Below are 23,854 nucleotides of genomic sequence, written 5' to 3' on the forward strand. Positions count from 1 at the left end.
AACTGTTTATTAATAAGCGACATTTAGCTGAAGCTGGAGCTTAAATCTATGTTTCGACAAGCGTGTGGTGAGTTGCTTACGTGTTTGCTCTAACGTTTCCAGTTCAAGCGTATCATCATCCACATGAAGATCGATGTTTACTCGTAACTCCTGACCAACTTTAGTTATTCCAGCCACTGTTAGTTGGTGGTCTGATACTTTTTCTATCTCAAGTACATCGTTATCTACCACCTGACATAGCTCTTTGCTTGGTGACATCATAAGTAGTTCGCGTAAAGCACCACATAACATATCAAACGGTACTTTCAGGAAGTAGAAGCCCATCAAAATCATCATTACCGGGTCTGCGTAAGTAGCGTATTGTGAAAATGGTGATAGGGAGACTAACCACGCCGCTACGAAACCTACAGTCACTGCCACACTTAATAGGGTATCCATTTGCCACTGCTTTGTTTCCGCTTCAACAAGACCTGATGCAGTACGACGGCTTTGTTTTGCCATAAACCACCAAGCATAAGAACAGCCTAATATGTTTACAACACCAAAGATTGTTGCCACAGATGCGTCGACTTCACGGCCGCCTGACATCAGTGATGAAATAGCAGAGTAAAGCGAAAACAGCACGACAACGAGAATAACTGATGCCTTGATCGCAATTACTACTGGCTCTAAGACTGCTTTACCAAATGGAAATACTGAATTCGATGGCTTGTTAATATAGTAAGAGGCTGCGAGTGACAATAATGTTAACAGTAAGCTGACTAAAGAGTATACACCGTCAAAAACAATAACAATTGACCCGACAAGCAGTCCTAGCACGATACCACCAGCAGCAAACCCAGACGCTAAAAGGGCTGAGATTGTTAGGATATAGTTTTCGTTACTGCTTTTGCGGACACACATGATAAATACCTTGAAGTTTTTTTTTCAGGTATATTCTTTGCTCACAACGCAATATAGGCAACCACAATTTGAACAATTACAGATGAGGAAATGAAGGTGTAGGGATTTGTCTTTTAAAAACAGGCTCTTACATGTTGCTTGAGGTGTCATTAAAATTGACGCTCACTGTAATGTGTTTAGAAGTCGAATAAATAATCGCTGAGTTTGTCTGCGAGCCATGTCATGGCCGGGTGTTCAATTTGACCGTTTGTGGTAAACATACAATAGTCTTCCTGAGTTAAACCATATGTGTGTTTGATTACGGCTAGCTTCTGTTGACGCAGGTAATGGCGAATCAATGGTTCAGGTAAAACGCCCCATGCATCTTCTTCCAGAATTGTGTTTAGCATGTAGTCAAAACTAGAGAATCCGATATACCGTGTAGAGAATGGCTGTAACTCAGGATTGTCTTTTTCGTTTAGGTAAACCATCAGAGCTTGCATTTGACTGCGTAACTCTTCGTCGGAAACACGGCGCATTTTGCTAAGTCGATGTTCTGCGCTGCATACCGACATCATTCGTATTTTACCCAGAGGATTTGTGACAATATGGGGATCATTTACGCGCTCGTAGTCGACACCAAAAGCGAAGTCTACCTGATGGGTGCTCACTAGGTTTGCCAGATCACCACTGGAAGCGAGGATTAAGTTAAAAGTTGTAGACGGAAACCGGTTATTTAATTTATGCGAAAGCTCCTGCCAAAGATCGTCAGGTAATGAATCGTCCCGTGCAATCCAAACTTCCGCGTTGAATCCGTCTGAAACCTGGCCGCAGGTCTTACGTATACGCTGTGCAACCACTAAAAGGTATTCGCAGTCTTTGTAAATTGCTTTACCTGCTTCTGAGAGAGTAAGTTGGTTGCCTGTTCGAACAAATAACTCGACATCGAGCTCCTTTTCCAGCGCTTTGATCGACATGCTGAGCTTGGTTCGGTTACAGTCGAGCTGCCGTGCGGCCTCGGATACGGAACCACATTCAGCGATAGTACAAAAGGCTTCTACTTGCGTTAAGTTCATGATTTAGCACGACCGAATAATAATTTGAAATCAAAAGGGATAGGGTAGATCCTTGGTCCCAAAGCAGTGAAAGGTTAACGAAAAAAATCCCAATTCGCCAGATAAGTCTATGGTCTTTTTGTGGTTTTGGGGTACCCTATACGTCACATGGCGATATGCGTGATATATAAGAAGTGAACATGGAGGCCACGATGGCACAAGATTGGGATGGCTTAGCAAAGAACTGGGAATCAAACCCTGCAACAAAGCAATTTGCGCAGTCAGTGTTAGAACAGCTACAACAATTAACTCAGCTTGATGGCATTAAAGTACTAGATTTTGGGTGCGGAACAGGTCAACTCAGCCAGTTATTGTCACCAATAGTGAAAGATATCGTGGCGCTTGACGCATCTGAAGAGATGATAGAAGAGTTAGATAAAAAGGAACTGGCTAACGTTGAACCTGTTGTGGATACCTTATCACGCGGTCTTGTGGCGCAGCATCCTGCGTTTCGCGGTCAGTTTGATTTAGTGGTCGCATCTTCGGTTTTAGCCTTTGTCGATGACGTAGATAGCGCATTGGACATCTCGCACTCGCTGCTTAACCACGGCGGTTTTTTTGTCCACTTCGATTTTGTATCGGAAGAGGGACAAGAAGGTTTGTCAGTCGCAAAATCACGAGATGCGCTCATTAAAGCGGGTTTTAATGATGTCGAAGTGAAGTCGGTTTTTGATATCACATCAGACGGGCAAACCATGTCGGTAATGATGGGTGTAGGACAACGCTAAGCCATTGTTAGTCTGAGAAAGATTGAATACAAGAAAAAGCGAGCCACCACTGAGCTCGCTTTTTTTGTTTGCTGTGTACTGTCCTAAAAAAGTTGATACCTTCTAGACGGAGATAAGCTTTTTAATTTCATCCAACACGTTGGCGTTAGCAATCGCACCGATGTTATCTATTTCTCTGCCATTAATTACTTGTTTGACGGCAAGTTCAACCAACTTACCTGATCGTGTTTTTGGAATATCACTGATAGCAAAAATTTCGCTTGGAACATGCCTTGCTGAACAGGCAGATTTAAGCTGGGACTTGATTTTCCTTATCATGTCATCGTTTAGTGAATCACTACTTTCCAGCTGAACAAATAGCCAGATTTGCTCGTTTCGGTCAACTTCTTTTCCGACGGCTATTGAGTCAACAATGCCTTCGATAGCGTTGACTTGCTGGTATATTTCAGCAGTGCCGATTCTTACGCCCCCTGGGTTCAAAGTTGTGTCACTTCGCCCATAAAAGATATAGCCGCCCGTTGTCGAACTTTTTTCAACATCGTCACCGTGGTGCCACACATTATCGAACTTGTCCCAATACGCATTGTGGTAACGCTCGCCAGTGTCATTCCAGAATTTGGCAGGGAAGTTAGGAATTGAATTAGCGCATACAAGCTCACCGCGTTCACCGACGATGTCATGCCCCTGAGGGTTAAAGACTCTTGCGTCAACTCCTAGCCCGGCAGACTGGCATTCACCCCGGTAAACAGGTGATACAGGGTTTCCTAACACAAAACAGCCACAAATATCGGTACCTCCAGAAATGGAAGCCAGATGAACATCTTCTTTTAAATGCTGATAGACGTAATCAAATTGTTCAGGGTACAGAACAGATCCGGTAGAACAGATGGTTTTCAGTGTTGGAAGTGAACGACTGCCTTTGGCTGAATATCCCGCTTTTTCGAGTGCTTCCAGGTATTTTGCTGAGGTGCCAAATAGTGATACTTCCGCATTTTCAGCCAGATTCCACAACACCTTATGCGACGGATACATCGGACTGCCGTCAAAAATCACGAGGCATGCTCCGCTCGCCAGGCAGGACACGTGCCAGTTCCACATCATCCAGCCACAAGTGGTGTAATAAAAAACTCTATCGTGAGGTTGGATATCACAATGAAGCTGATGTTCTTTTACGTGGTTAAGTATGGTGCCACCAACAGAGTGTACGATGCATTTTGGTTTTCCGGTTGTTCCAGACGAGTACAGAACAAACAATGGATCGTTGAAATTGACACGAGTATAAGTAAGTGGCTCAGGAGCGTATTGATTCAAAACGTTTTGCCAGTCTTGTGTACAAACATCACACTCAAAAATATATGGTTTCAGATAGCTGATTTGGCAAACTTGCTTCAATCCAACTAAGTTATCAGAGATGTACTGATTTTTCTTCGTCATGTCGAATACTTTGCCATTAAACGTATAACCGTCACATGTGAAAAGTACCTTGGGTTTTACCTGTCCAAAGCGTTCCAAAACGCTCTCTACACCAAAATCCGGAGAAGTTGACGTCCAGGTAGCTCCTAAACTGGTTGTTGCCAGCATTGCTATGACAGTTTGAGGAAGGTAAGGCAGGTAACCTGCAACCACGTCCCCTTGCTTTATCCCGCACTCTTTCAACCATTGTTGAACACTGGAGACTTCCTCGCAAAGTTGTTTCCAGGTGTAGGTTTGGCGCTCTTCACGTTCATTCTCAAACCAAATTGCGACATTATCGGCTGCTTCGTATGCGTAACTGAGTAAGTTTTCTGCGTAGTTAATCTGAGCCTCAGGGAACCATTGCGCATCGCGGTTGGGAACCGGCTGTTGCCACTTGCTTTTAGCTTGGCATTTTACCGTTTCTCCGGTCGTTCCAATTACGTCACAAAATAACCAGACTTCTTGCCAAAACTGCTCTGAGTGATCCAAAGACCATTGATGTAGTTCGGCAAAATTTTTGATGTCATTCCCTTGTCTGTTTATGTGTTCGATAAACTGGGTCACGTTGGCTTCGTTGATGCGGCTTTCGCTCGGCTGCCATACTTTGTTGTCGTCGCGCATAGGTTCCTTCTATAACAAGCTGATAACACTTTAAGTCTGTAAGTAATCGTCAATAAAGTCAAACTGTCGGAATTGTATTCGATGGTAGTAATATCATCGTGTTACATGATTATGTAAACAAATTGTTACACTCAATCGCGGTAAAGAAAATCGTTCAGGGATTGGAAGCGTGAGGGAGTGCGGATAGGCTTTATGTAAAGGAATTGTTAATGGAGAACTGCCATGACTCAATATCATTCTAAGCCCGTAGACCAGGATGGAAGGGTGGAATGGAGCCACGAAGAAGATGCTATTTGGCGTGATTTGGTGACGCGACAAATGAGTGTTATCCAGGACCGTGCGTGTCAGGCTTATCTACATGGCTTAACGCTACTGAATTTACCCCGAGATCATGTTCCGCAGTTACCGGATATCAACCGGGTGTTGATGGAGACGACTGGTTGGCAGGTAGAGCCGGTGCCGGCTTTGATCGACTTTGATCGATTTTTTAACTTATTGGGTAATAAGCGTTTTCCTGTCGCGACTTTCCTTCGTAGCCGAGAGGAGTTCGACTACCTTCAGGAGCCGGACTACTTCCATGAGATTTTTGGCCATTGTGCCATGTTGACGAACCCTGACTTTGCTGCGTTTACAGAGCATTACGGACAGTTGGGGCAAGCTGCAACACCTAAACAACGAGCGTATCTTGCGCGCTTGTACTGGTTTACCGTTGAATTTGGCCTAGTACAAGAAGGTGACAAAACCAAAATTTATGGTGGTGGTATTCTCTCTTCACCGGGTGAAACCATTTATTCACTGGAAAGTGATATCGCAATTCGAGAAGCTTTCGATTTACAAACCGTACTGAGAACGCCTTACCGCATCGATATCATGCAGCCGAAATATTATGTCATAAATGATTTCTCACAGCTTTATCAGATCAGCCAGTTAAACTTATTGAAGCAAGCCGATACGGCGATTGAGGCTGGATTGCTTCCCCCACTATTTGAACCAAAGGAACCTGCTAATGTTGAATGAACAAAAATGTGAAGCTTGTAGTTTAGATGCCATTGCACTGAGTAAAGATGAACAACAGTCTCTGCTTTTGCAGTTATCTGACTGGCAGATCATTGAGAGAGAGGGCATTCCTCAGTTAGAAAAAGTGTATAAGTTTAAAAACTTCAAACAGGCTTGGGCGTTTAGCAATAGCATCGCTGAGTTGGCAGAGGATGAGTTTCACCATCCGTCTATTTTGCTGGAATGGGGCAAAGTTACAGTAACGTGGTGGAGCCATTCAATTAAAGGACTGCACAAGAACGATTTTATCTGTGCATCCAAATGTGATGGATTAGCTATCTCAGGTTAGCTATTGCAGGATAACCAAGTCATTTAATCACTGACCAACTCAATCATATATAGATACAGATACGCCCGAATATGAGTTCGGGCGTACTTATTAGTGAGAAAAGTGCGTTAGAGCTCTATTCGGTACACAGAGGTCGTACCCGATACTTCGTTTCCTACTGCGAGAAAGTGATCACCATTACGGGTAAAGTAGTTAATAGACTCTGGTGCGAGATCCCCTGCCAATGGGTTGTAGTTATCATTTGCACATTCGTTATCCTTAACTTGTGTACACACTGGCTGGTCGTAGTCACGGTTATTTATATAGTGAAGGAACACAGCCTGCTTAGGTTGGCTTATGTCGTAAACCATTATGCCACCCTGGCGTTCCAGCCCTATAAATGCATAGTGGCGACCGTTAACTTCTGCAACTTCAATTGCTTCAGGTTCAACCCCTTTGTCGTCACTACGATCGTCTCCGCTGTCATTACTGTCGTTGGTACTGTTAAAGTGCTTTCCTTCATTAATCAGAGCGATCCTCGCGAAATCATCACCACTGTCAAAAACGAGTTCACCGTTTTCATCCCAGATGGAAAAAGATCGGGCACCAAAAGCCTGTACATTGTCGTTAGTAGACAGGGCCGCCGCTGGTTTTATGACTTTCAGACGAGCTAATTGGTTATTATCTTTTAATGCGGCAGCAAGAGGGTGGTTGTCGGCAACGTTAAGTTTTTTCCCGCGAACTTCATCTACATGACTTAAACAAGTACCTTGCTTGCTGGTGTAGTTGTCAGTCCCCAGGTAGTCATCCTCATCCCATTTCAAGTTTGCCTGATCGCAACGCTCTTGAGTGGTTTTAAACCCATACTCACGCCCATCGCCTTCATTAGCGGAAACGATGTAGGTTTTACCATTCACAGAATAACTATCGAGTGTGTCTGGCATATACAAGCCTACTAACTGAGGATAGCTCTTTAAGTTACCAACGATCTTGTCTTTATTGGATGCGTCTAACTTCGCCTCAGACCATGATTTTTCACCTAGCCCGACGATTTTTTCTACCGACTTGGTTTCTGGGTTGATGATGGCCATGGCGTTATTTTCTTGCAATGCCACATAAATCTTGCCGTTGTCACCAAAAGTTAAGTACTCAGGTTCCAGATCCTGAGCGACAGTCGCGTTCGGACCGGAGATGCGTACGTTTTTAGGTAGTTCGTTTGCACGCGAGCCATCAAAGGCTCTGAAATCGATTTGTGTTACCTCCGCATTCGCAACGCCTTGGCTTAAATCAACCAAGGTTACGCTACCTTCTGGGTCTACACTGTAATCGCCGTTTGGTTCGCCTTCATTGGCAGCAGCAATGTAACGCCCATCTTTAGAAAAGCCGACCATGTCTGGAAGTGCTCCGGCAGGGAAGGTGGTAATCAGAGATAAGTCATCTGAGCGGTAAAGCGCGATAATACCGTTGTCTTGCTTGTTACTGTTTTCGATAGCAACCGCAATAAGACCATTTGATACTGCAACACTGTTGGCTGCGCCAATATTAATGGATGCGGCGATCCCTGCACTATTCAGGTCAATGAAGGTACTTAGCGTCGGAACGCCTTGCTCATCCATGGATAACACATCCACACGTTTTGCCTGCGCATTGACGACATACAGTTTGTAGCTACAAGCGTCGTAGCTGACAATTTCTGCAGCAGAAGAAGCAAACGGAGCATCTGCAACAGACCTACCTAAAAAGGTCAGACTTTGGATGGTCGTTTCACCAGCAACGGGTGCAACAGTTGCTTTACACTGTGACGAATAGGAAGTGAGTGTACTCTCTGGTTGTGAGGAACATGCGATAGCAAGTGAAGAGAGGGCAATTACACCTATTGCTCTGTATGGGGTGGACATGATATCTCCTTATTAATCCGATATAATCTTATTTAATGCATTAATTTTTAATAACTATTCGCGATTATACGTGAGTGCTTTTGAAGCATTGGCTGACGTATGATTGGAAAAGGTATGAATATATGTATGATTAATTACTTTTTTATTGGCTTTTTATTAAATAAAGATGTCATCTGAATGATCGTATAAGGATTTGAAATTAAAATGGAACTACAACAGTTTTTGGACATGCTAGCGTCAACACCAGAACACATAGACTTTGAAACGACCATCGCTGTAATTGAAGGGAACTATGATTTCACGCCGACAGTATTTACGAATGGTTCGACAGAAAATGCAGTTGGTGAGAATAATGGCTCATGCAAAATCTTTGCATTTGGCTTACTGCATAACCTGGATAAGGACGCGACGCTTGCCTGTTTTGGACGTTTTTACCGTGAAGATGTTCTGAAAAATCCGGAAAATAACGATCACCAGAACATTCGTAACTTTATGGTTAGCGGATGGGATGGCGTGAAGTTCGAATCTCCGGCGCTTCAAGCTAAATAACCTAAGTTCAGGCTAAATAATCAAAGTTGAGCCAGTCGGTTATGCGACTGGCTTTTTCTCCAGACATTTTCTGCAAAGGCATAACTGTCCTTCGGTAGGTTTTGGTAAGTCTCTGGCCTCAATCTCAAAACACCAACATGTTTCTTTGCCTGCTGCGATATCGCAGTGCGCCTGAGTATTACACTCGGGACATTCATGTGTAGCGTCATTACCAGTAATTTGGTCTATGAGCACTTCTCGCTGTTCATCTGTCTTATCTTTCCACTGGATGATTTCTTCTATCGTTCTGTGACAACCAGAACAGATGCCGCCATTATTTTTACAAGCGGCACGACACGGTGACTTCATTGTTTTCTCTTAGTTACTTCTAAAGCCGCTCACTTTAGCATAAAGAATGTGGAACTGGTCGGAAGATCGCTGGGGTGGTACCCTTAGGCGAATTAAACTTACGACATTTCTAGTACAATTTATGTTAGAAAAAGAAAACCTGATAAAACTGGCCAGAACGCAAATGCCTTTTGGGAAATATGCAGGAAGAGTCCTGATTGATCTGCCGGAAGAATATTTGTTGTGGTTTGATAAGAAGGGATGGCCAAGTGGTGAGTTGGGTGACCTACTCAAGTTATGTCTAGCGCTGAAAATTGAAGGTTTGGATAGTGTTGTGAAGCCTTTAAAGCGCATGTAACCTGCCACAAATTAATTAAAAGATTTATTATGAATTTTGATATCGATGCACTGAAACACCACCAATTGGTCGAAGATGGTCAACTAGAGGGATGTTACATTCATCAGCCTGCTCAAGGTAGTCAGCAAGATGACAAAGCTGTTTTAGCAGAACGCCAAGCGTTGGAAAAGATGGGGTATAAGGTAATGCAGGTTAAAGCTAAAGGGCGGATAACAACGTTTTCCGAGGCGATGAAAAAGCTTGCGAAGAAGACTGGTCATAAGACTAAGTAGCAAGCTAGTGTAACCTGCCAAAGCCCTCCTAATTTCTCCACGATACCATGCGTTTTCATTAGAAAGAGCCAGACCGTCAGGCTGACTCTTTTTTGCCCCTTTGTTGGTTAAGTGTTGAAGTTTAAACAAGGTTGATCTTTTAAAGTTGACTTACAAAAAAGTAATTCATCAAATGCTAAATGGCGAAACTCATTTATGTCCAAGGACGTGCTGACGAAACAAGTTACAGTATGAAATAAGTTACGGTCATGTATATTGATAAGAAAAGTAAGCCGCATTTGCCTCAGGAAAACCAATAATACAGCCTATTTATGGAGGCATTATTGTCAATTACGCCAATTCATGCTTGGATTAGGTTACTAAAAGTATACTACTTGCATTCAATCTTTAGGTAACTAATATATACCGCAAGGTACCAGTGGCGTAGCGTTCACTTGTGTATCCACTTTATTTGCTAATTAACTATAAGTAACGTTCTTATCTTAAATGTCCACCAGCCATCTCTATTCTCTGAAAGAAAACTAAATGCGTCTTTGGTAGATAAAGTGGTGACGCTTTTAGAACAAGAACGTCATTCAGTTCGCGTAATGACCATGCAAGAACGATCTTTACGGTGAACTTAATTCAATTGATGTACTGTGTTACTAGGACGTAACACAGTACATCAAAGAGCTGCGGTTTCATGTCATTGGGGGAAATCGCAGCTATCTAGTTTCTGGATTGGCGAGGCTGTATGAAAGCAAAAGTTGAAGTTGACGTAAAAGGGCGTAAAAGTGTTGTTGATACCTGTACGGAGCCTTGTGCGATAGAAAAAGGTATGCGGATCTTGGGGGCAAAATGGAAAGGCTCAATCATCTACCATCTGAAAGATGGCCCTGTGAGGTTTAATGATCTTTCAAGAATGTTGGGCGGTGCAAGTAAGAAGATGGTAGACCAGCGTCTAAAAGAACTAGAAAGTGAAAACATGGTAATACGTCGTGTGATCAATGAAAAACCACTGGCAGTCAGTTACGAACTCACCGAGTTTGGGCGCAGTGCGTTAACGATTCTCGATGAGTTGAGGAAATGGTCTGAAAGCAACAACGTGCAGCTTAAATAACGTGAGCAACATTGATCAATACCTCTCTGTAACGTAACAAGGCAACCAAAACGGTTGCCTTGTTGTCTTTCGAACTGGAGGTTCAGTAGTCTAGCGTGCCACGGATGGGGTAGTGGTTCTCTGGGTTACGAATCCATGCCAAACCTCGGGTTAGTGCACCGAGTTCAGGTCTTACAAACGGGTTATTGGATAGGTCAACCACGTGTAAGTTACCGTGTTCATTGACGACAAACAGCCCCGGCTCTGCAAAGTTATGGTCGGTTTCGGCTTCAGAACGTGGTAGCGATATATAAAGCCCCAGAGTCTTCATTTGTTGCTCAGTAAGACCATAGGCGATTGGAAAACTGATATCGAGCTTTTCTAGGTGTTGCTCCAATAGTTGCTTCGAGTCACCAGAGACAGCCAGAATATCAACGCCTGAGTCACTAAATGCTTGTTTATAGGTCTCAATTTCATTCAGATATTTAGTGCAGAGTGGGCAATGTTTACCACGATAGATAAACACCGCTTGCCATGTTGCATCACCTTGAGGTTGGCCTAGCTTGACTTTGGTTCCATCCAGCTTTGTTGCCTCTAATGTAGGAAAAGCGTCACCCGCTTTGAGTTTTTGTGAGTATGTCATCTCGGCTCCTGTGATTGAAGTCACAACTAATTAGAAAAAAGATAAGACACTAAGAAATAAGTTGCAACCAGTATACTTTTAGTAACCTAGATTTGATTCGCCTGAGCCATTAACTCAGTTAAGATCTGTTTGTAACCTTCCACTGGATGTGCACCAGAAATACCATGTTCTCTGTTGAAAATCACCGTTGGCACACTAGATACTCCCATTTTTTGCCATTGTTTCTCTGTACTACGAATTGAGCTGCGTCGCTGCACATCGTCTAGCCAGCGCATCCCTTCTTCAGGGTCAAGACCTACAGAGATTAGCTCTTGCTTAAGAATATCACGGTCAGAGACGTCTTTCTGTTCACTGAAAAATGCCGCAAACAGACGTTTTTTTTAGTTCATTTTGCTTGCCAAAGTCTTTGGCGTAATCAAGTAGAATGTGTGCGTCAAACGTGTTCACCATCTTCATGTCATCAAAGTAGTTAAACTCGAAGCCATGCTCAGCGCCGATGCTGGCGATACGACTACGCGCGTTTTTACTTTCCTCTGCGCTACTGCCATATTTACGAGCAACGTGATCTCGAAGGTTTTCTCCTTCGGCAGGCATATCAGGGTTCAATTCAAAAGGTTGCCACTCAATCTCGACCCGATCTTCAATGCCAAGCTGTTCGATCGCTGCTTTTAAATGGTTGTATCCGATGATGCACCACGGGCAGACAACATCACTAATAATGTCGAGCTTAATTGTATTATTCATATGAGTTTCCTACTCAAAGCACTGCGCACACGCGGCAAGCAGTGCTTTGATTTGCGTTTGCTTATCTTTGACTGAGTTTAACGTTCGCTAGGGTGCGTCCACGCAAACTTCTGGAATGGCGCATCGGGCTCAGTATGTGCGAGTGCATTGGTGAAGTTTGAAATAAGCTTAGCAGACAAGCCAGTAAGCACTTCCAGCGCTTGACGTTTAGTAAATCCAGCGTCGAGGAATACTTGCAGTTTTTCATCACCGACATGGCCACGGTTATCAAGCAGTGCCTTGGTAAAATCATGCAGTACTTGCAGCTTCACATCAGGGATGGCAGATCCTTCACGCAATGCTTCAATCACGTCATCTGGCATTTTGCCCGCCTTCATCATCCATGTATGACCAGGAACACAGTAGTGACAGTTATTTTCAAAGTTTGCGGTCATAAATACCACTTGCTGCTCCAATGGACTGAACGTTGTGTTTTTCATAAACAGGTCGAAGGCAGTATTGTATGCTTCGTAGGTTGCCGGCGCTTCAGCGAGAACGGCGTGCAGGTTTGGCAGCATACCGAAGCCTTTTATAGACTGTTCTACCAGAGCTTTAGACTCTTCAGGCGCCGTTTCTGCATTGTAGTAAGTAAATTCAGTACTCATGAATACCTCCTTAGAAGTGTGCGTCTAAGTGAGCTTCAAAGCGAGCGAAATCATTTTCGACGTTAGCGTTCTTCATTACGTCGTAACAAGCAAACGTTGGTAGAGCAGACATGCCAAAGAAGCGGAAATTTGCGTGCATGTGGAACATCAAATCATCAACACTGCGACCTTGGAACAGGTACTCACTTTCATCATTAAATGACTCTTCTGGCGCGTTGAATGTGAAAGATAACATGTATTTAGTGTTAGTACGTGTGCCGCCAGTACCGTAGTTTTTCTTTGGTTCTTCAGCATTGCGACCGTCAAATGCACATAGAGCGCCACCCATACCAGCCGTGAATACATCGTCCATGTATTTCTTAAATGACCATGGAATTGTCATCCAGTTAACAGGAGATTGAAGAATTACGCGGTCTGCCCACTCAAAGTGTGTTAGTTGTTCATCGACGACAACCTCGTCTTGCATAGTAACAACGCGAACCTCATGACCCTTTGATTCAAGCTTAGTGCGAGCTTTCTCAACCAAAGCTGCATTTAGTTTGCCTTCAGAAAATGGAGATGGCTCGTGTGCGTTAATGATTAGAATGTTACTCATGATAATTAACCCTTCAAAGAATTGACTGTTTTACAGAGCGATTAATGATTTCGCTGTCTTGCGGTTTATTATGGTTACCTAGAACTGAACTACAACTAGTTAACTTTTGGTAACCACCATAAATTTCAATCAAATTTCAGTTAAGTTTTTGTTTAATATTGTTTTTAATTTATTTGTCGGCGTGGAGTTGGGAACGGGTAAGCAAAATAAGGTTACTAAAAGCAAACCTCTTGAAATATTTCAGGTGGTTACCATAATAAACCACATAAAGAAAACTGGGCACCAAGTCTAAAGGACGTGAATGTACGGATTTAGCCAAAAAACACCCATTGTGGCGTAAACCAAAACATCATCTTGATGCAGATAGCAACAATGACCATGTGCATTGGATTGAACTGTTTTACGATTTAGCTCATGTAGTGTCGATTTTCGTTCTTGGTAACTTCTTAAGCCATCATCTTGGCTTTACCGGGTTCGCTATTTTTGCTGCAATTTTTATCGTGATCTGGTTTGCGTGGTTCGACTTAAGCCTTTTTAACTCTATTTATGTCAGCACTGATGTCCAACACCGTTATATTATGGCGGCGCAGATTATCACCATTATGATCATGTCATCTGCGATAATGCGTATTGATGGCGCTGGTTGGGCGTACTTTGCGATAGGTTATGCGATAAACCGAGCGATTATGTCGCTGCTGTATTTCAGTAGAAGATAGTGAGACTTGCCTACCAAGTCGTATGTCACGAAATTTCGCGTTTGGTACAGTGATATTTTTTATTAGTGCCTTTATTCCCGCACCATTTAGCTACATGGTTTTTGCTGTTGGGATGGTGGTATTAGCGGCATTGTATGTCTCTCCAAGAGTTGGTGTGCTTTATAGTAAACGATTCTTACCACGCTTTGGACATATGGCGGAACGTTTCGCACTGCTGCTACTAATCGTTGCTGGGGAGGGCTTCTTTAAGCTTGTTATTACTCTTGCAGAAAAGGGCATCGATAATGTAGTTGGCGATGTGTTTGTGAACTACGCGTTTGGTGGGCTTTCTATTTTCCTATTGTGTTGGATTTACTTTGATTTTGTTGGCAATGGTAAACCGCGTGATAGTGCGCCTAGAACACTGGTTAAATGGACGATTGCTCACCTGTTCTTGATGCTTTCTGCTGTGACTATCGGTGTAGCGTTGTCAGCGGAAGTGAAAGTTGGTTTTATGGATCAATACCCATTCAAATATGCGTTGATTGGTTGTTTAGGCTTGGCGGTTTACCTTTACTGTTTACTTAAGATCCAGAATGTTATTGAGCTTCGAACTGCCCACCGTTTTGCAACCGCAAAAGTTCGTTATATCGGTATTACACTTGCTTGTGTCACGCTTGTAGCTGTGCCGTTTGTACCTTCGTTTATGGCTAATATGATGTGGGGCATGGCGCTGTTCTCGCAGATCTTTATTCCTGTAAGAACAGCTTTTAGAACGCTTACTAGAGAAGCAGAGCAACAAGTAGCTAAGAAAGAGCTAGATTAAGCCCTTTCGTTTGAACCGCAGAGTAGTTCGACTTTGCGGTTCAATGGATTACTATTATGTATCGACCAAAAGTACCCGAACAAATCACGAGTTTTCAATTGGCAGTATTAATACTGTCCGTGTTCGTGGTTATCTCTTTGACTGTTGAACTTATCTTTAAGTTACCGTCAGAAATTCTCCAGATACTGATTTACGTAGATACCTTCATTTGCGTGATCTTCTTTATCGATTTTGTGCAGCAATATCGTGCTGCGCCATCAAAGCTTGAGTATATGAAATGGGGCTGGCTTGATCTAATCTCTTGTATACCGTTGATGGAGATGAATCAGTTTGCTCGTTTGATTCGTGTATTCCGCCTGGTTCGGGCAATCAAGTCTATCTCTATGATTTCTCATGCGATTAACGAGAACAAGGCCTCAACATCACTACACTTTATGGTAGTGACTTCATTAATGATGATGGTGTTTGGATCTATCTACATTCTCTATCTAGAGCGAGGGATGCTAGGTGCTAATTTTCATACTGCTGGTGATGCGTTTTGGTGGACATTCGTGACTATCACAACTGTTGGTTACGGTGATTTTTTCCCAGTGACATTGGAAGGGCGTATTGTTGCCATTCTCTTAATCACAACCGGCGTTGGTATGTTTGGTAGCTTTACTGCTGTTGTCGCCTCTTGGATCATGGACACCTCGAACGAGCGTAAGATGGAGGTTCAGATTTTAGAAGAGGTGAATACTCTTAGAGCAGAACTTCGGGAGATGAAAGCACTGCTAAAACAGCAAGCGGAAAGAAATGAGTAGTCTGCTATCTTGCGATTAGACTTGCCATACTTGTAATTATTCATGAGTTGTTAATATTCAATTTTTCGTAACTCATTTTTGTCCAATTATGAGTTACAGCAATAAATGAAACTCCCGTAGGAATTTGTTTTTTATTGGTTCGATAAAAAAGGGTGGCCAAGTGGTGAGCTGGGTGACCTATTAAAGCTGTGTTTGGCATTGAAGGGTTGGATAGTGTAGTGAAATCTTTAAAGCGGATGTGACCTGCCTCAGTGACCTTAACTTTTTGCCACGATGCGATGTGTTTTGATGCTAGAGAGCCTAGCTGTCTGGCAGACCCTTCTAGTTTGCCCCAAACCATCTCTGTTTGATTCATTATCGCTAACACCCTCGCGCTAAATAGCATAAGATACACGGCCTTTACCCAGTACTGAGCCACTCACTCGTAATGACAGATAAAACACAGCAAGCGACATTTACCGATCTTGGCCTGATTCCAACTCTAGTCGAGCGACTAGAAGCGTTAGAATATAGTCAACCGACACCCATTCAATCTCATACCATTCCTATTGTCCTTGACGGGAAGGATATTGTTGGTGGTGCCAATACGGGTTCTGGTAAAACCGCTGCTTTTTCGCTGCCGATTCTGCAGAAGGTTCTTCAACAAGATGAATTAAATGATCGTCGGGGCAACTTTGTTTCTCATCTGATTTTGGTTCCTACTCGTGAGCTGGCATCGCAGGTGGCTTACAACGTTAAATCCTACTCATATCATATTAGAGATAAAATCAAAACGGTTGCCGTATTTGGAGGTGTATCAGTGAACCCTCAAATGCAGGCCCTGCGTGGTGGTAGTGATATCATTGTTGCAACGCCGGGGCGACTACTCGATCTGGTATCGAGTAACGCGATTAAGTTAGACCAAGTAAAAACGCTCGTGCTTGATGAAGCCGATCGTATGCTGAGCCTTGGATTTACAGAAGAACTCAATAAGATTCTTGCGTTACTACCAGAGAAGAAACAGACACTGCTATTTTCTGCAACTATCCCTGATAAAGTCACGACTTTGGCACGGCATTTACTCCACGATCCTGTTGAAGTTCAGTTACAGAGTGCGGAAGCGAGCACTTTGGTGCAGCGAGTATTTAGTGTAAATAAAGGAGAGAAGACCGCGGTGCTTGCGCATCTGATCAAACAGCATCAGTGGCGACAAACTTTGATTTTTGTGAATGCTAAGAATGCCTGTAATCACTTAGCTCAAAAACTCTCCAAACGGGGCATCACTGCCGAAGTGTTCCATGGTGATAAAGGGCAAGGCGCTCGTACTCGCGTCCTTGATGGTTTTAAGTCTGGTGATATTCAAGTTCTTATTGCTACCGATATTGCAGCGCGTGGTCTTGATATAGAAAAACTGCCGGTGGTGATTAACTTTGATCTTCCGCGTAGTCCTGCCGACTATATGCATCGAATCGGTCGCAGTGGCCGTGCAGGAGAAGTGGGTCTAGGGTTATCTCTTATCGATTACGATGACTACCATCATTTCAAAGTGATAGAAAAGAAAAATAAATTTCAACTTGAACGTGAGCAGGTAGCAGGTTTTGAAGTGGAAGACGACCAAAGTGAGGAATACTTTTTACCGATGAAGCCGCGTGCAAAGCCAGCAGGTTCAGGTAAAAAGAAGAAAAACCGCACTCAGTGAGTACGTAAACCATTAATTTATTTAATTACGGGAGTTTCTAGGGGAAGGGATGATGGCCAATCAGATCGGTTTTTCGCTTCCATCGATTCCTTTAAAACCTCATAGAGCCTTGCTCGATACGTCAAGCCGGGCTCTATTGCCTTCAAAGGGGTCATCTTATCGACGTGTCGCACGTCCATTAGGTGAACGTTTTTTAAATGCAGATGCTGCTTTAGGTTCCAGACCATGAGGGAAAGTACGAGCACTCGGTGGAAAATTGTATTTTTCTGCGCTCGCTCGTGGCATGCGCTTAAATCAGTGATTCAATTCCGTATTTAGCGCCGTAGTTCTCTACCACGAAATCAATATCTTTGTCACCGCGACCGGACAAGTTGATAAGAATAGAACCTTTCTCTCCTTGCTTAGCAAGCTTGATGGCGTAAGCCACAGCGTGAGAAGACTCAATCGCAGGAATAATGCCTTCTTCGCGTGACAGTTCAAAAAATGCGTCGATGGCTTCATCGTCAGTGATGGAGCCGTAGTTCACGCGCCCGATGTCTTTCAGGTAACTGTGTTGGGGGCCTACTGATGGATAGTCTAAGCCACTGGCTACAGAGTAAACCTCTTGAGGCTCACCTTGTTCGTCTTTAAGCATGTACGATTTAAAACCATGCATGATCCCAGGTTCACCCAAGCTTAGGGTTGCTGCATGTTCACCGACTTTATCCAGTGAACGGCCGGCAGGTTCTACGCCGTGAATCGCTACATCCTCGTCTTCTAAGAATGCACTAAACAAGCCCATTGCGTTCGAGCCGCCACCAACACAAGCGACCAGGTTGTCAGGCAGTTTTCCCGTCATCTCTTGAAACTGAACTCGTGCTTCGTTACCGATAATAGACTGGAAGTCACGAACCATTTTAGGGAACGGATGAGGGCCAACCACAGAGCCAATGGCATAGAGCTGAGTCTCTGGATCTTTTAAGTAGGCTTCAAATGCAGTGTCAACCGCTTCTTTTAACGTTTTGCGTCCATGTGTTGCCGGAATGACATTTGCACCCAAGATTCTCATGCGAACAACGTTAGGATGTTCTTTAGCGATGTCTACTTCGCCCATATAGATGTCACACTCCAAACCAACAAGTGCTGCCGCGGTGGCTAAGGCAACACCATGCTGGCCAGCACCTGTTTCAGCGATGAGTTTCTTTTTACCCATCTTCTTAGCGAGAATGGCCTCTCCTAAGCAGTGGTTTATCTTGTGCGCGCCCGTATGGTTGAGGTCCTCACGCTTGAGGTAAATATCGGCACCATACTTTCTGGATAAGTTCTCTGCATGGAAAATAGGACTAGGTCGACCAACGAAGTGCTTGTAAAGGCGGTACAATTCAGCTTTAAACTCAGGATCATTACAACACTCTTCATAGGCTGAGTTTATGTCTCGCATAATTTGTTCTAGCTCCGGTGGTACAAAGCTACCGCCGTATTCGCCAAAGAATCCTTCACTGTTAGGCATGGTGTAGTCGAACGAGTTTTTCATTTTTAACATCCTAGTTTTCATGAACACTGATACTTTTATACCCAAAATCAGATCGTTATATTGTGATCAGTTGCTTAAATCGCGATGGTGTTCTCGTGAACTAGTTAATTAGTACTAAATTGAAAGATGACACTTATGTTTATTCTCAGGCTGTATTAAGAAAGAAGCCCAAAGTTGCTAGGTTTCACCAGGAACTTTTGGGCTTAAAAGAGAGCTGGCAGTAGTATGCTCTAAGAGGGACTCTGAAAACGAAATATCGCTTTCCTACAATTGATAGTAGAAGGTGGTTGACATACTTTGTCAGGGAAGTGTTGCTATGTTGTTAGGTTTTTGTTTGCCTTTGAGTGGTGAGTTAAAAATAAAGAAGGGTATTGGAGGGAAAAGACTGCTTAACAAGCAGCCTTAAAACACAAATTAATGAGGACGGTTTGCACCGTAGCGAACGATGTCTTTTCCGTGGTCGTAAACGTGTTTTGATACCCAGCGACCCAAAAGCAGTTGGTGTTTTTCACCTAGAACAGCGACAAATGGACGACCATCACTATTGGTTGTTGCCAACGCAACACCAGCGACACCGTCCAAGCCTAATGCACCGCTTTCTACAAGTTGTAAAAATGCTTTCAGCTCTTCAATGGTTTCGATTACTTCATTATCGATATTCATTGTATTCAATCTCTTCGAATTGCAGATTCTATGTGGCACGTACTCTACCTAAGTTACGTTGAGAAACCAAGTGTCTACTGTTGCCAGATAAAATTTCAGTGACCTTCACAGAATGCCTACAAATGATGAAGTTGGTGTCATCTTGTATTTGGACTAGTGGAATAAGGGTGCAATAATTTTTAGCTAATCCTTAATAATTGAAAACTTGAATGAAAAAAGTTCTGATGACCGGTTTTGAACCTTTTGGCGGAGATGTTATTAATCCTGCTTTGGAAGCCATCAAGAGGCTAGAAGGGAAAGCGATTGAAGGCGGCGTTATTGTCACTTGTCATGTTCCAGTCACTCGTTTTGACTCGATTAACACAGTAATAGAAGCCATAGAGAAGCATCAGCCTGATTGCGTGATAACGGTAGGGCAAGCAGCAGGTCGTGCCGCTATCACTGCTGAGCGCGTTGCCATAAACGTTGATGATTTTCGAATTCCTGATAACGCTGGACACCAACCGATAGATGAACCAGTCGTTGCAGAAGGGCCGGATGCCTATTTTTCGACTTTGCCTATAAAGCGAGCGGTACAAACACTGCAAGAGCAAGGGATACCATCACTGGTTTCCAATAGTGCAGGAACCTTTGTTTGTAATCATCTGTTCTACGGGATTCAGCATCACCTTAAAAGTACCCCAGTTCGTCATGGGTTTGTACACATACCTTTGTTACCAGAGCAAGACCCGTCAGGGAATCAGCCGACGATGTCGCTAGATACCATTGTTGAGGGCTTAAAGTTAATAGCGGAAGTCTCCCTCAACTATGACAGTGATATTGTTATGGCTGGTGGACAAATTTGCTAAAACTCCCTTGAATACAAGATCTTCAAATCGTTGCCTCGCTTTTAAATATAGCCATACTCGCTGAACCTCCTATCTTGAGGATATTTGGGCGTAGTTGAACAGGCAAGTTGATAGGATTTGCTGCGTAAGATCCAGCGGATTCAATCAACGGAATTAATGACATAAGTTACGTAGCGGAACGCTATATAAAAGCATTGAAGGGTGTCGTATTGTCCGTATACTTTGCCCTAGCATAAATGCACTAACCTCGGAGAAAAGCATGTCAAATCGAGTACCTACCAACATACTGACCGGATTTTTGGGTGCGGGTAAAACGACGACGATTTTAAACCTATTAAAGAATAAGCCTGAAAACGAGAACTGGGCGGTATTGGTCAATGAATTTGGCGAGGTTGGAATTGACGGTGCTTTGATGACAGATAAAGGGGCACTGATTAAGGAAGTACCTGGTGGCTGCATGTGTTGTACTGCGGGAGTACCTATGTCTGTGGGGATCACAGCTTTGCTACGTCAAAAGCCAGATCGCCTGCTTATTGAACCAACTGGGTTAGGGCATCCAAAACAGGTTATCGCGACGCTCACTTCTGAGCAGTATTTGCCTTACGTTGATCTTAAAGCAACGATTGCTTTAGTAGACCCTCGTAATCTGAGTGATGAAAAGTACTTATCTAATCAGAACTTCGCAGACCAACTTGATTGTGCTGATGTGGTAATCGGCAGCAAAGTCGATCTTTGTGCCAGCCATGATATCGATGTATTTAATGACTGGATTACGGATCAGTCTCCGTCAAAAGTGTTTAGTAAACTGATTCATGATGGCGATCTGCCACTTGAAGTTCTTGATATTGAACGCATTCATGGCTGCGCTTCTTCTCATATTGAATCACACCATCATGATCACGCTCATCAAGAGCCACAATTTCAGATCCCGCCTGGTGAAGCATTTATCCGTAAAGAAAACAAAGGGCAAGGTTATTTTAGCTGTGGCTGGCTAATTGGTGCGGAGTATAAGTTCGATTTTGACCAGCTATTTTCGATGTTGTCGGCGTTAACGGCAGAGCGGGTAAAAGCCGTAGTGAATACGGATCAGGGATGTTACGCCTTTAATGTTGCCAATGGCGTCGTGTCGGTTAATGAAATCAGCCTTGATGGATTTGAATCGAGACTTGAAGTGATTGACTCTCAGTTATTGCCTTGGGATGAATTAGAGCGTGTGCTACTAAGATTGTCGGGTATTGAGCAGTAATATTTATGTCGCAGCGCTTAAATCGCACTAAAACTGAAAAAAGAGAGAAAAGTGAGATAACTCACTAAAATTCGGGTATAGTGCACGGCTGAATTTTTATAGCTATTTTTAGTGGTTTGTTTAAGGAATACGCTCAATGTCATTTTCATCTCAAGGTTTTGCTCCAGAAGTAGTAAAAGCGCTGGCAGAATGCGGTTATGAAAAGTTAACGCCAATTCAACAGAAGGCGATTCCAATGGCTCGTAAAGGCCATGATATTTTCGCAACTGCGCAGACAGGTACCGGTAAAACGGCCGCGTTTTCATTGCCAATGATTCAACGACTGTTAGACAGTGAACGCAGTGCTTCACGTAAAACAGCGCGCGCACTGATTCTGGCCCCGACCCGTGAACTGGCAGAGCAGATTGCTGACAACATCAAAGCGTACACTAAATATACCAATCTATCCGTAGCTGCGGTTTTTGGTGGTCGTAAAATGTCTTCGCAAGTGTCTGCACTAGAGAATGGTGTTGATATTCTTGTTGCGACGCCCGGCGTCTGGAAGAGCACATAGAACAAGGCAACGTTTCAGTTGCGAACCTAGAGTTTCTTGTGTTTGATGAAGCAGACCGTATTCTTGATATGGGCTTTATTCATGCCGTTCGTAAAATCATGCTGGATGTGGATACCGATCCGCAAATCATGATGTTTTCTGCGACGACGTCCAGCCAGTTAAATCTATTGTCGCAAGATATTTTACGCAAGCCAAAACGAATTGAAGTAGAGCGTGCGAATACGACCGCACAAACTGTTGCTCACGTGCTTTACCCGGTTGACCAGGAGCGCAAAACAGAACTGCTGTCTGAGCTGATTGGTCGTAAGAACTGGCAACAGGTGTTGGTGTTTGTTAACTACAAAGAAACAGCCAATGATGTTGTCAGAGAGCTTAAGATGGACGGTATTAAAGCGGTAGTGTGTCACGGTGACCGTGCTCAAAGTGCTCGCCGTCGTGCACTTGAAGAGTTTAAAACTGGTAAAGCTCGTGTGATGGTGGCGACGGATGTTGCCGCTCGTGGTTTGGATATTGAAGATCTGCCGCATGTAGTGAACTACGATATGCCGTTCCTGGCTGAAGACTATGTCCACCGTATCGGTCGCACTGGCCGTGCTGGTAAGCAGGGACATGCCGTTTCTTTTGTAAACCGAGATGAAGAGCTGACCGTAGTTCAGGTTGAAAACTTGATTCAACAGCGTATCCGACGAATTGAACTGGCGGGCTACGAGCCGAAACAGCGTGAGTCTTACATCGAGAAGCTGAACTCAAAACCAGCGTTTAAGAATCGTCAAGGACGTCGTAATAACCCAAACCAATCGGCCACAGATCAAGGTTCGGCAGAACGTCGTTTGGCGATGGTTAAGCGTTTGAAAGCGCGTCGAGCTTCGAAATAACAGGTTTTTAATTCGATGAGTTGAACATAAAACGCCCTTCAAAAGAGGGGCGTTTTTTTTAATGAAATTTACTTGTCGCTAAGTTGTATATCAATAAGAGGGGCTATCTGGTAAAGCTCCTCAATTATCTCTTTGGTTTGTTTTGAATAAACCAAGCGATCCCGATCTCCAACTAACTGTATTGCTCTGACTTTGCCTGATACCAAGCAAAGTCTGATGGTTCGTAACACCATTTGAATGTCCAGAGAAATATCGCCATCAAGATTGTTTTTCTCAACAAGTGATCCTAAATCGACAGAGATAATTACTTGGTCACAATGGTCCAGGTAGTTGCTCACTTGCTGCTTTACACTATTTCTGTGGCGGAAAGTAAACTCACGTCCCGTTACCCAGTCACAACCTAGATCTTCCGCATACTCCCATGTTTCTTGTTTTGTATCCTGCTCGGTTACCCCTGCAAAAAACAAGCGGACGTTCTGATATCTTGATAGCGCAAAATGAAACGCTGATCCTACGCGTGGTTCTAGTGTCTGATTTAAGTGCATCTGATGGCCGATACTAATAATTCCCACTTCATCGTGGCTGGAAACTACTACGGGTATCATAGACAAAATAGCTTCAGTGCAGTTTGTTACCAATACCGGAATAGAGTGGCGTGAGAGTGATAAACTCAGTGCTTCCTGAAAATCGCCATTCTCTAGTTTTGTATGTGTAAAGTGTCCGCAGTTCGCAGCTGTAGTGTGGTCATGTTGCTGATACAGCCATTCACTTGCATTTTCTAAGCTCTGATCCGCTAATTCTAAAGCACCTATCGACATGGGAGCCACGTGCTCACAAACCGTCATAAACGAAAAAGGGTAATGATGAACCGGTGCGTTTGTTGTGTGGTGAAATTTATAGCGTTTGAAAAAGCCCAACATG

At 43.6% G+C, this 23,854-nt stretch carries 24 protein-coding genes and 4 pseudogenes; 16 read left to right on the forward strand and 12 right to left on the reverse strand.

All coding sequences use genetic code 11. The features are described 5' to 3' along the window. Nucleotides 1-9: 9 nt before the first annotated feature. Together KHN79_RS16775 and KHN79_RS16780 are read right to left on the reverse strand one after the other, a co-directional pair. Nucleotides 10-903 (reverse strand): cation diffusion facilitator family transporter, encoded by an 894-nt coding sequence (locus KHN79_RS16775; RefSeq protein WP_182010120.1) that lies wholly within the window; start codon nucleotides 901-903, stop codon nucleotides 10-12. 176 nt (nucleotides 904-1,079) lie between these two features. Continuing rightward, complete coding sequence (locus tag KHN79_RS16780; RefSeq protein ID WP_182010119.1) at nucleotides 1,080-1,958, reverse strand: LysR family transcriptional regulator; 879 nt, start codon at nucleotides 1,956-1,958, stop codon at nucleotides 1,080-1,082. A 191-nt stretch (nucleotides 1,959-2,149) separates the two neighbouring features. Between KHN79_RS16780 and KHN79_RS16785 the strand changes: the two genes are divergently transcribed. Further along, nucleotides 2,150-2,725: a methyltransferase domain-containing protein gene (locus tag KHN79_RS16785; protein WP_182010118.1), complete on the forward strand. Its 576-nt coding sequence runs from the start codon at nucleotides 2,150-2,152 to the stop codon at nucleotides 2,723-2,725. 102 nt (nucleotides 2,726-2,827) lie between these two features. Here the strand turns inward: KHN79_RS16785 and KHN79_RS16790 are convergent, their stop codons facing one another. Next, nucleotides 2,828-4,801, reverse strand: coding sequence for an acetoacetate--CoA ligase (locus tag KHN79_RS16790; protein WP_182010117.1), 1,974 nt, complete (start codon nucleotides 4,799-4,801; stop codon nucleotides 2,828-2,830). A 222-nt stretch (nucleotides 4,802-5,023) separates the two neighbouring features. On the opposite strand from KHN79_RS16790, the gene phhA reads away from it, so the two are divergent. Both phhA and KHN79_RS16800 read left to right on the forward strand, forming a co-directional pair. After that, nucleotides 5,024-5,818: a phenylalanine 4-monooxygenase gene (phhA, locus tag KHN79_RS16795; RefSeq protein ID WP_182010116.1), complete on the forward strand. Its 795-nt coding sequence runs from the start codon at nucleotides 5,024-5,026 to the stop codon at nucleotides 5,816-5,818. Next, on the forward strand, nucleotides 5,808-6,146 hold the full coding sequence (locus tag KHN79_RS16800; protein ID WP_182010115.1) for a 4a-hydroxytetrahydrobiopterin dehydratase: 339 nt from the start codon (nucleotides 5,808-5,810) through the stop codon (nucleotides 6,144-6,146). Before phhA ends, KHN79_RS16800 begins: the two co-directional genes overlap by 11 nt. Before the next feature lie 107 nt (nucleotides 6,147-6,253). Here the strand turns inward: KHN79_RS16800 and KHN79_RS16805 are convergent, their stop codons facing one another. Continuing rightward, nucleotides 6,254-8,023 (reverse strand): choice-of-anchor I family protein, encoded by a 1,770-nt coding sequence (locus KHN79_RS16805; RefSeq protein WP_182010114.1) that lies wholly within the window; start codon nucleotides 8,021-8,023, stop codon nucleotides 6,254-6,256. 204 nt (nucleotides 8,024-8,227) lie between these two features. On the opposite strand from KHN79_RS16805, the gene KHN79_RS16810 reads away from it, so the two are divergent. After that, complete coding sequence (locus KHN79_RS16810) at nucleotides 8,228-8,572, forward strand: HopJ type III effector protein (protein WP_182010113.1); 345 nt, start codon at nucleotides 8,228-8,230, stop codon at nucleotides 8,570-8,572. A gap of 39 nt (nucleotides 8,573-8,611) precedes the next feature. Here KHN79_RS16810 and KHN79_RS16815 read toward each other — a convergent pair whose 3' ends face one another. Continuing rightward, entirely contained in the window at nucleotides 8,612-8,920 is a 309-nt protein-coding gene (locus KHN79_RS16815; protein WP_182010112.1) for a cysteine-rich CWC family protein, read from the reverse strand. Nucleotides 8,921-9,041: 121 nt separating this feature from the next. On the opposite strand from KHN79_RS16815, the gene KHN79_RS16820 reads away from it, so the two are divergent. From KHN79_RS16820 to KHN79_RS16830, 4 genes and pseudogenes are all read left to right on the forward strand, one after another. After that, nucleotides 9,042-9,257, forward strand: a complete 216-nt coding sequence (locus KHN79_RS16820) for a DUF3820 family protein (RefSeq protein WP_182010111.1) — start codon at nucleotides 9,042-9,044, stop codon at nucleotides 9,255-9,257. A gap of 29 nt (nucleotides 9,258-9,286) precedes the next feature. Next, nucleotides 9,287-9,529: a hypothetical protein gene (locus KHN79_RS16825; protein ID WP_182010110.1), complete on the forward strand. Its 243-nt coding sequence runs from the start codon at nucleotides 9,287-9,289 to the stop codon at nucleotides 9,527-9,529. Nucleotides 9,530-9,993: 464 nt separating this feature from the next. Continuing rightward, a pseudogene (locus KHN79_RS21640) lies at nucleotides 9,994-10,131 on the forward strand (flavodoxin family protein); the annotation flags it as partial. A gap of 131 nt (nucleotides 10,132-10,262) precedes the next feature. Next, nucleotides 10,263-10,628: a helix-turn-helix domain-containing protein gene (locus KHN79_RS16830; RefSeq protein WP_182010109.1), complete on the forward strand. Its 366-nt coding sequence runs from the start codon at nucleotides 10,263-10,265 to the stop codon at nucleotides 10,626-10,628. A gap of 82 nt (nucleotides 10,629-10,710) precedes the next feature. Here the strand turns inward: KHN79_RS16830 and KHN79_RS16835 are convergent, their stop codons facing one another. From KHN79_RS16835 to KHN79_RS16850, 4 genes and pseudogenes are all read right to left on the reverse strand, one after another. After that, nucleotides 10,711-11,250: a redoxin domain-containing protein gene (locus KHN79_RS16835; RefSeq protein ID WP_182010108.1), complete on the reverse strand. Its 540-nt coding sequence runs from the start codon at nucleotides 11,248-11,250 to the stop codon at nucleotides 10,711-10,713. A gap of 86 nt (nucleotides 11,251-11,336) precedes the next feature. Beyond that, nucleotides 11,337-11,994: pseudogene (locus KHN79_RS16840) on the reverse strand (DsbA family oxidoreductase). A gap of 77 nt (nucleotides 11,995-12,071) precedes the next feature. After that, nucleotides 12,072-12,638 carry a carboxymuconolactone decarboxylase family protein gene (locus tag KHN79_RS16845; RefSeq protein WP_182010106.1) on the reverse strand — a complete coding sequence of 189 codons (567 nt, stop codon included), beginning with the start codon at nucleotides 12,636-12,638 and terminating at the stop codon, nucleotides 12,072-12,074. Nucleotides 12,639-12,648: 10 nt separating this feature from the next. Beyond that, on the reverse strand, nucleotides 12,649-13,233 hold the full coding sequence (locus tag KHN79_RS16850) for an NAD(P)H-dependent oxidoreductase (protein WP_182010105.1): 585 nt from the start codon (nucleotides 13,231-13,233) through the stop codon (nucleotides 12,649-12,651). 329 nt (nucleotides 13,234-13,562) lie between these two features. Between KHN79_RS16850 and KHN79_RS21765 the strand changes: the two genes are divergently transcribed. The 5 genes and pseudogenes from KHN79_RS21765 (at nucleotide 13,563) to KHN79_RS16870 (ending at nucleotide 17,235) form a co-directional block, all read left to right on the forward strand. Further along, a complete protein-coding gene (locus KHN79_RS21765; protein ID WP_259345769.1) occupies nucleotides 13,563-13,949 on the forward strand; it encodes a low temperature requirement protein A in 387 nt (128 codons plus the stop codon). A 22-nt stretch (nucleotides 13,950-13,971) separates the two neighbouring features. After that, nucleotides 13,972-14,754 carry a low temperature requirement protein A gene (locus tag KHN79_RS16855; RefSeq protein ID WP_259345768.1) on the forward strand — a complete coding sequence of 261 codons (783 nt, stop codon included), beginning with the start codon at nucleotides 13,972-13,974 and terminating at the stop codon, nucleotides 14,752-14,754. A 98-nt stretch (nucleotides 14,755-14,852) separates the two neighbouring features. Next, complete coding sequence (locus KHN79_RS16860; protein ID WP_244812766.1) at nucleotides 14,853-15,557, forward strand: ion transporter; 705 nt, start codon at nucleotides 14,853-14,855, stop codon at nucleotides 15,555-15,557. A gap of 105 nt (nucleotides 15,558-15,662) precedes the next feature. Beyond that, nucleotides 15,663-15,799: pseudogene (locus KHN79_RS16865) on the forward strand (DUF3820 family protein); the annotation flags it as partial. Nucleotides 15,800-15,984: 185 nt separating this feature from the next. Then, complete coding sequence (locus tag KHN79_RS16870) at nucleotides 15,985-17,235, forward strand: DEAD/DEAH box helicase (protein ID WP_182010103.1); 1,251 nt, start codon at nucleotides 15,985-15,987, stop codon at nucleotides 17,233-17,235. Between the two features lie 289 nt (nucleotides 17,236-17,524). Here the strand turns inward: KHN79_RS16870 and trpB are convergent, their stop codons facing one another. Both trpB and KHN79_RS16880 read right to left on the reverse strand, forming a co-directional pair. After that, the gene (trpB, locus tag KHN79_RS16875; protein WP_182010102.1) at nucleotides 17,525-18,748 is read right to left on the reverse strand and encodes a tryptophan synthase subunit beta; all 1,224 of its coding nucleotides are present in this window, start codon (nucleotides 18,746-18,748) and stop codon (nucleotides 17,525-17,527) included. Between the two features lie 414 nt (nucleotides 18,749-19,162). Next, nucleotides 19,163-19,411 carry a hypothetical protein gene (locus KHN79_RS16880; RefSeq protein WP_182010101.1) on the reverse strand — a complete coding sequence of 83 codons (249 nt, stop codon included), beginning with the start codon at nucleotides 19,409-19,411 and terminating at the stop codon, nucleotides 19,163-19,165. Nucleotides 19,412-19,620: 209 nt separating this feature from the next. On the opposite strand from KHN79_RS16880, the gene pcp reads away from it, so the two are divergent. From pcp to KHN79_RS16895, 3 genes and pseudogenes are all read left to right on the forward strand, one after another. After that, nucleotides 19,621-20,259, forward strand: coding sequence for a pyroglutamyl-peptidase I (pcp, locus tag KHN79_RS16885; RefSeq protein ID WP_182010100.1), 639 nt, complete (start codon nucleotides 19,621-19,623; stop codon nucleotides 20,257-20,259). Between the two features lie 259 nt (nucleotides 20,260-20,518). Continuing rightward, complete coding sequence (locus KHN79_RS16890; RefSeq protein ID WP_182010099.1) at nucleotides 20,519-21,505, forward strand: GTP-binding protein; 987 nt, start codon at nucleotides 20,519-20,521, stop codon at nucleotides 21,503-21,505. Nucleotides 21,506-21,641: 136 nt separating this feature from the next. Then, nucleotides 21,642-22,933, forward strand: a pseudogene (locus KHN79_RS16895) (DEAD/DEAH box helicase). 68 nt (nucleotides 22,934-23,001) lie between these two features. Here KHN79_RS16895 and KHN79_RS16900 read toward each other — a convergent pair. Continuing rightward, entirely contained in the window at nucleotides 23,002-23,853 is an 852-nt protein-coding gene (locus tag KHN79_RS16900; RefSeq protein ID WP_182010098.1) for an arginase, read from the reverse strand. Between the last annotated feature and the right edge of the window lies 1 nt (nucleotide 23,854).

This window comes from Vibrio sp. B1FLJ16 (assembly GCF_905175385.1).
Classification (GTDB): Bacteria; Pseudomonadota; Gammaproteobacteria; order Enterobacterales; family Vibrionaceae; genus Vibrio.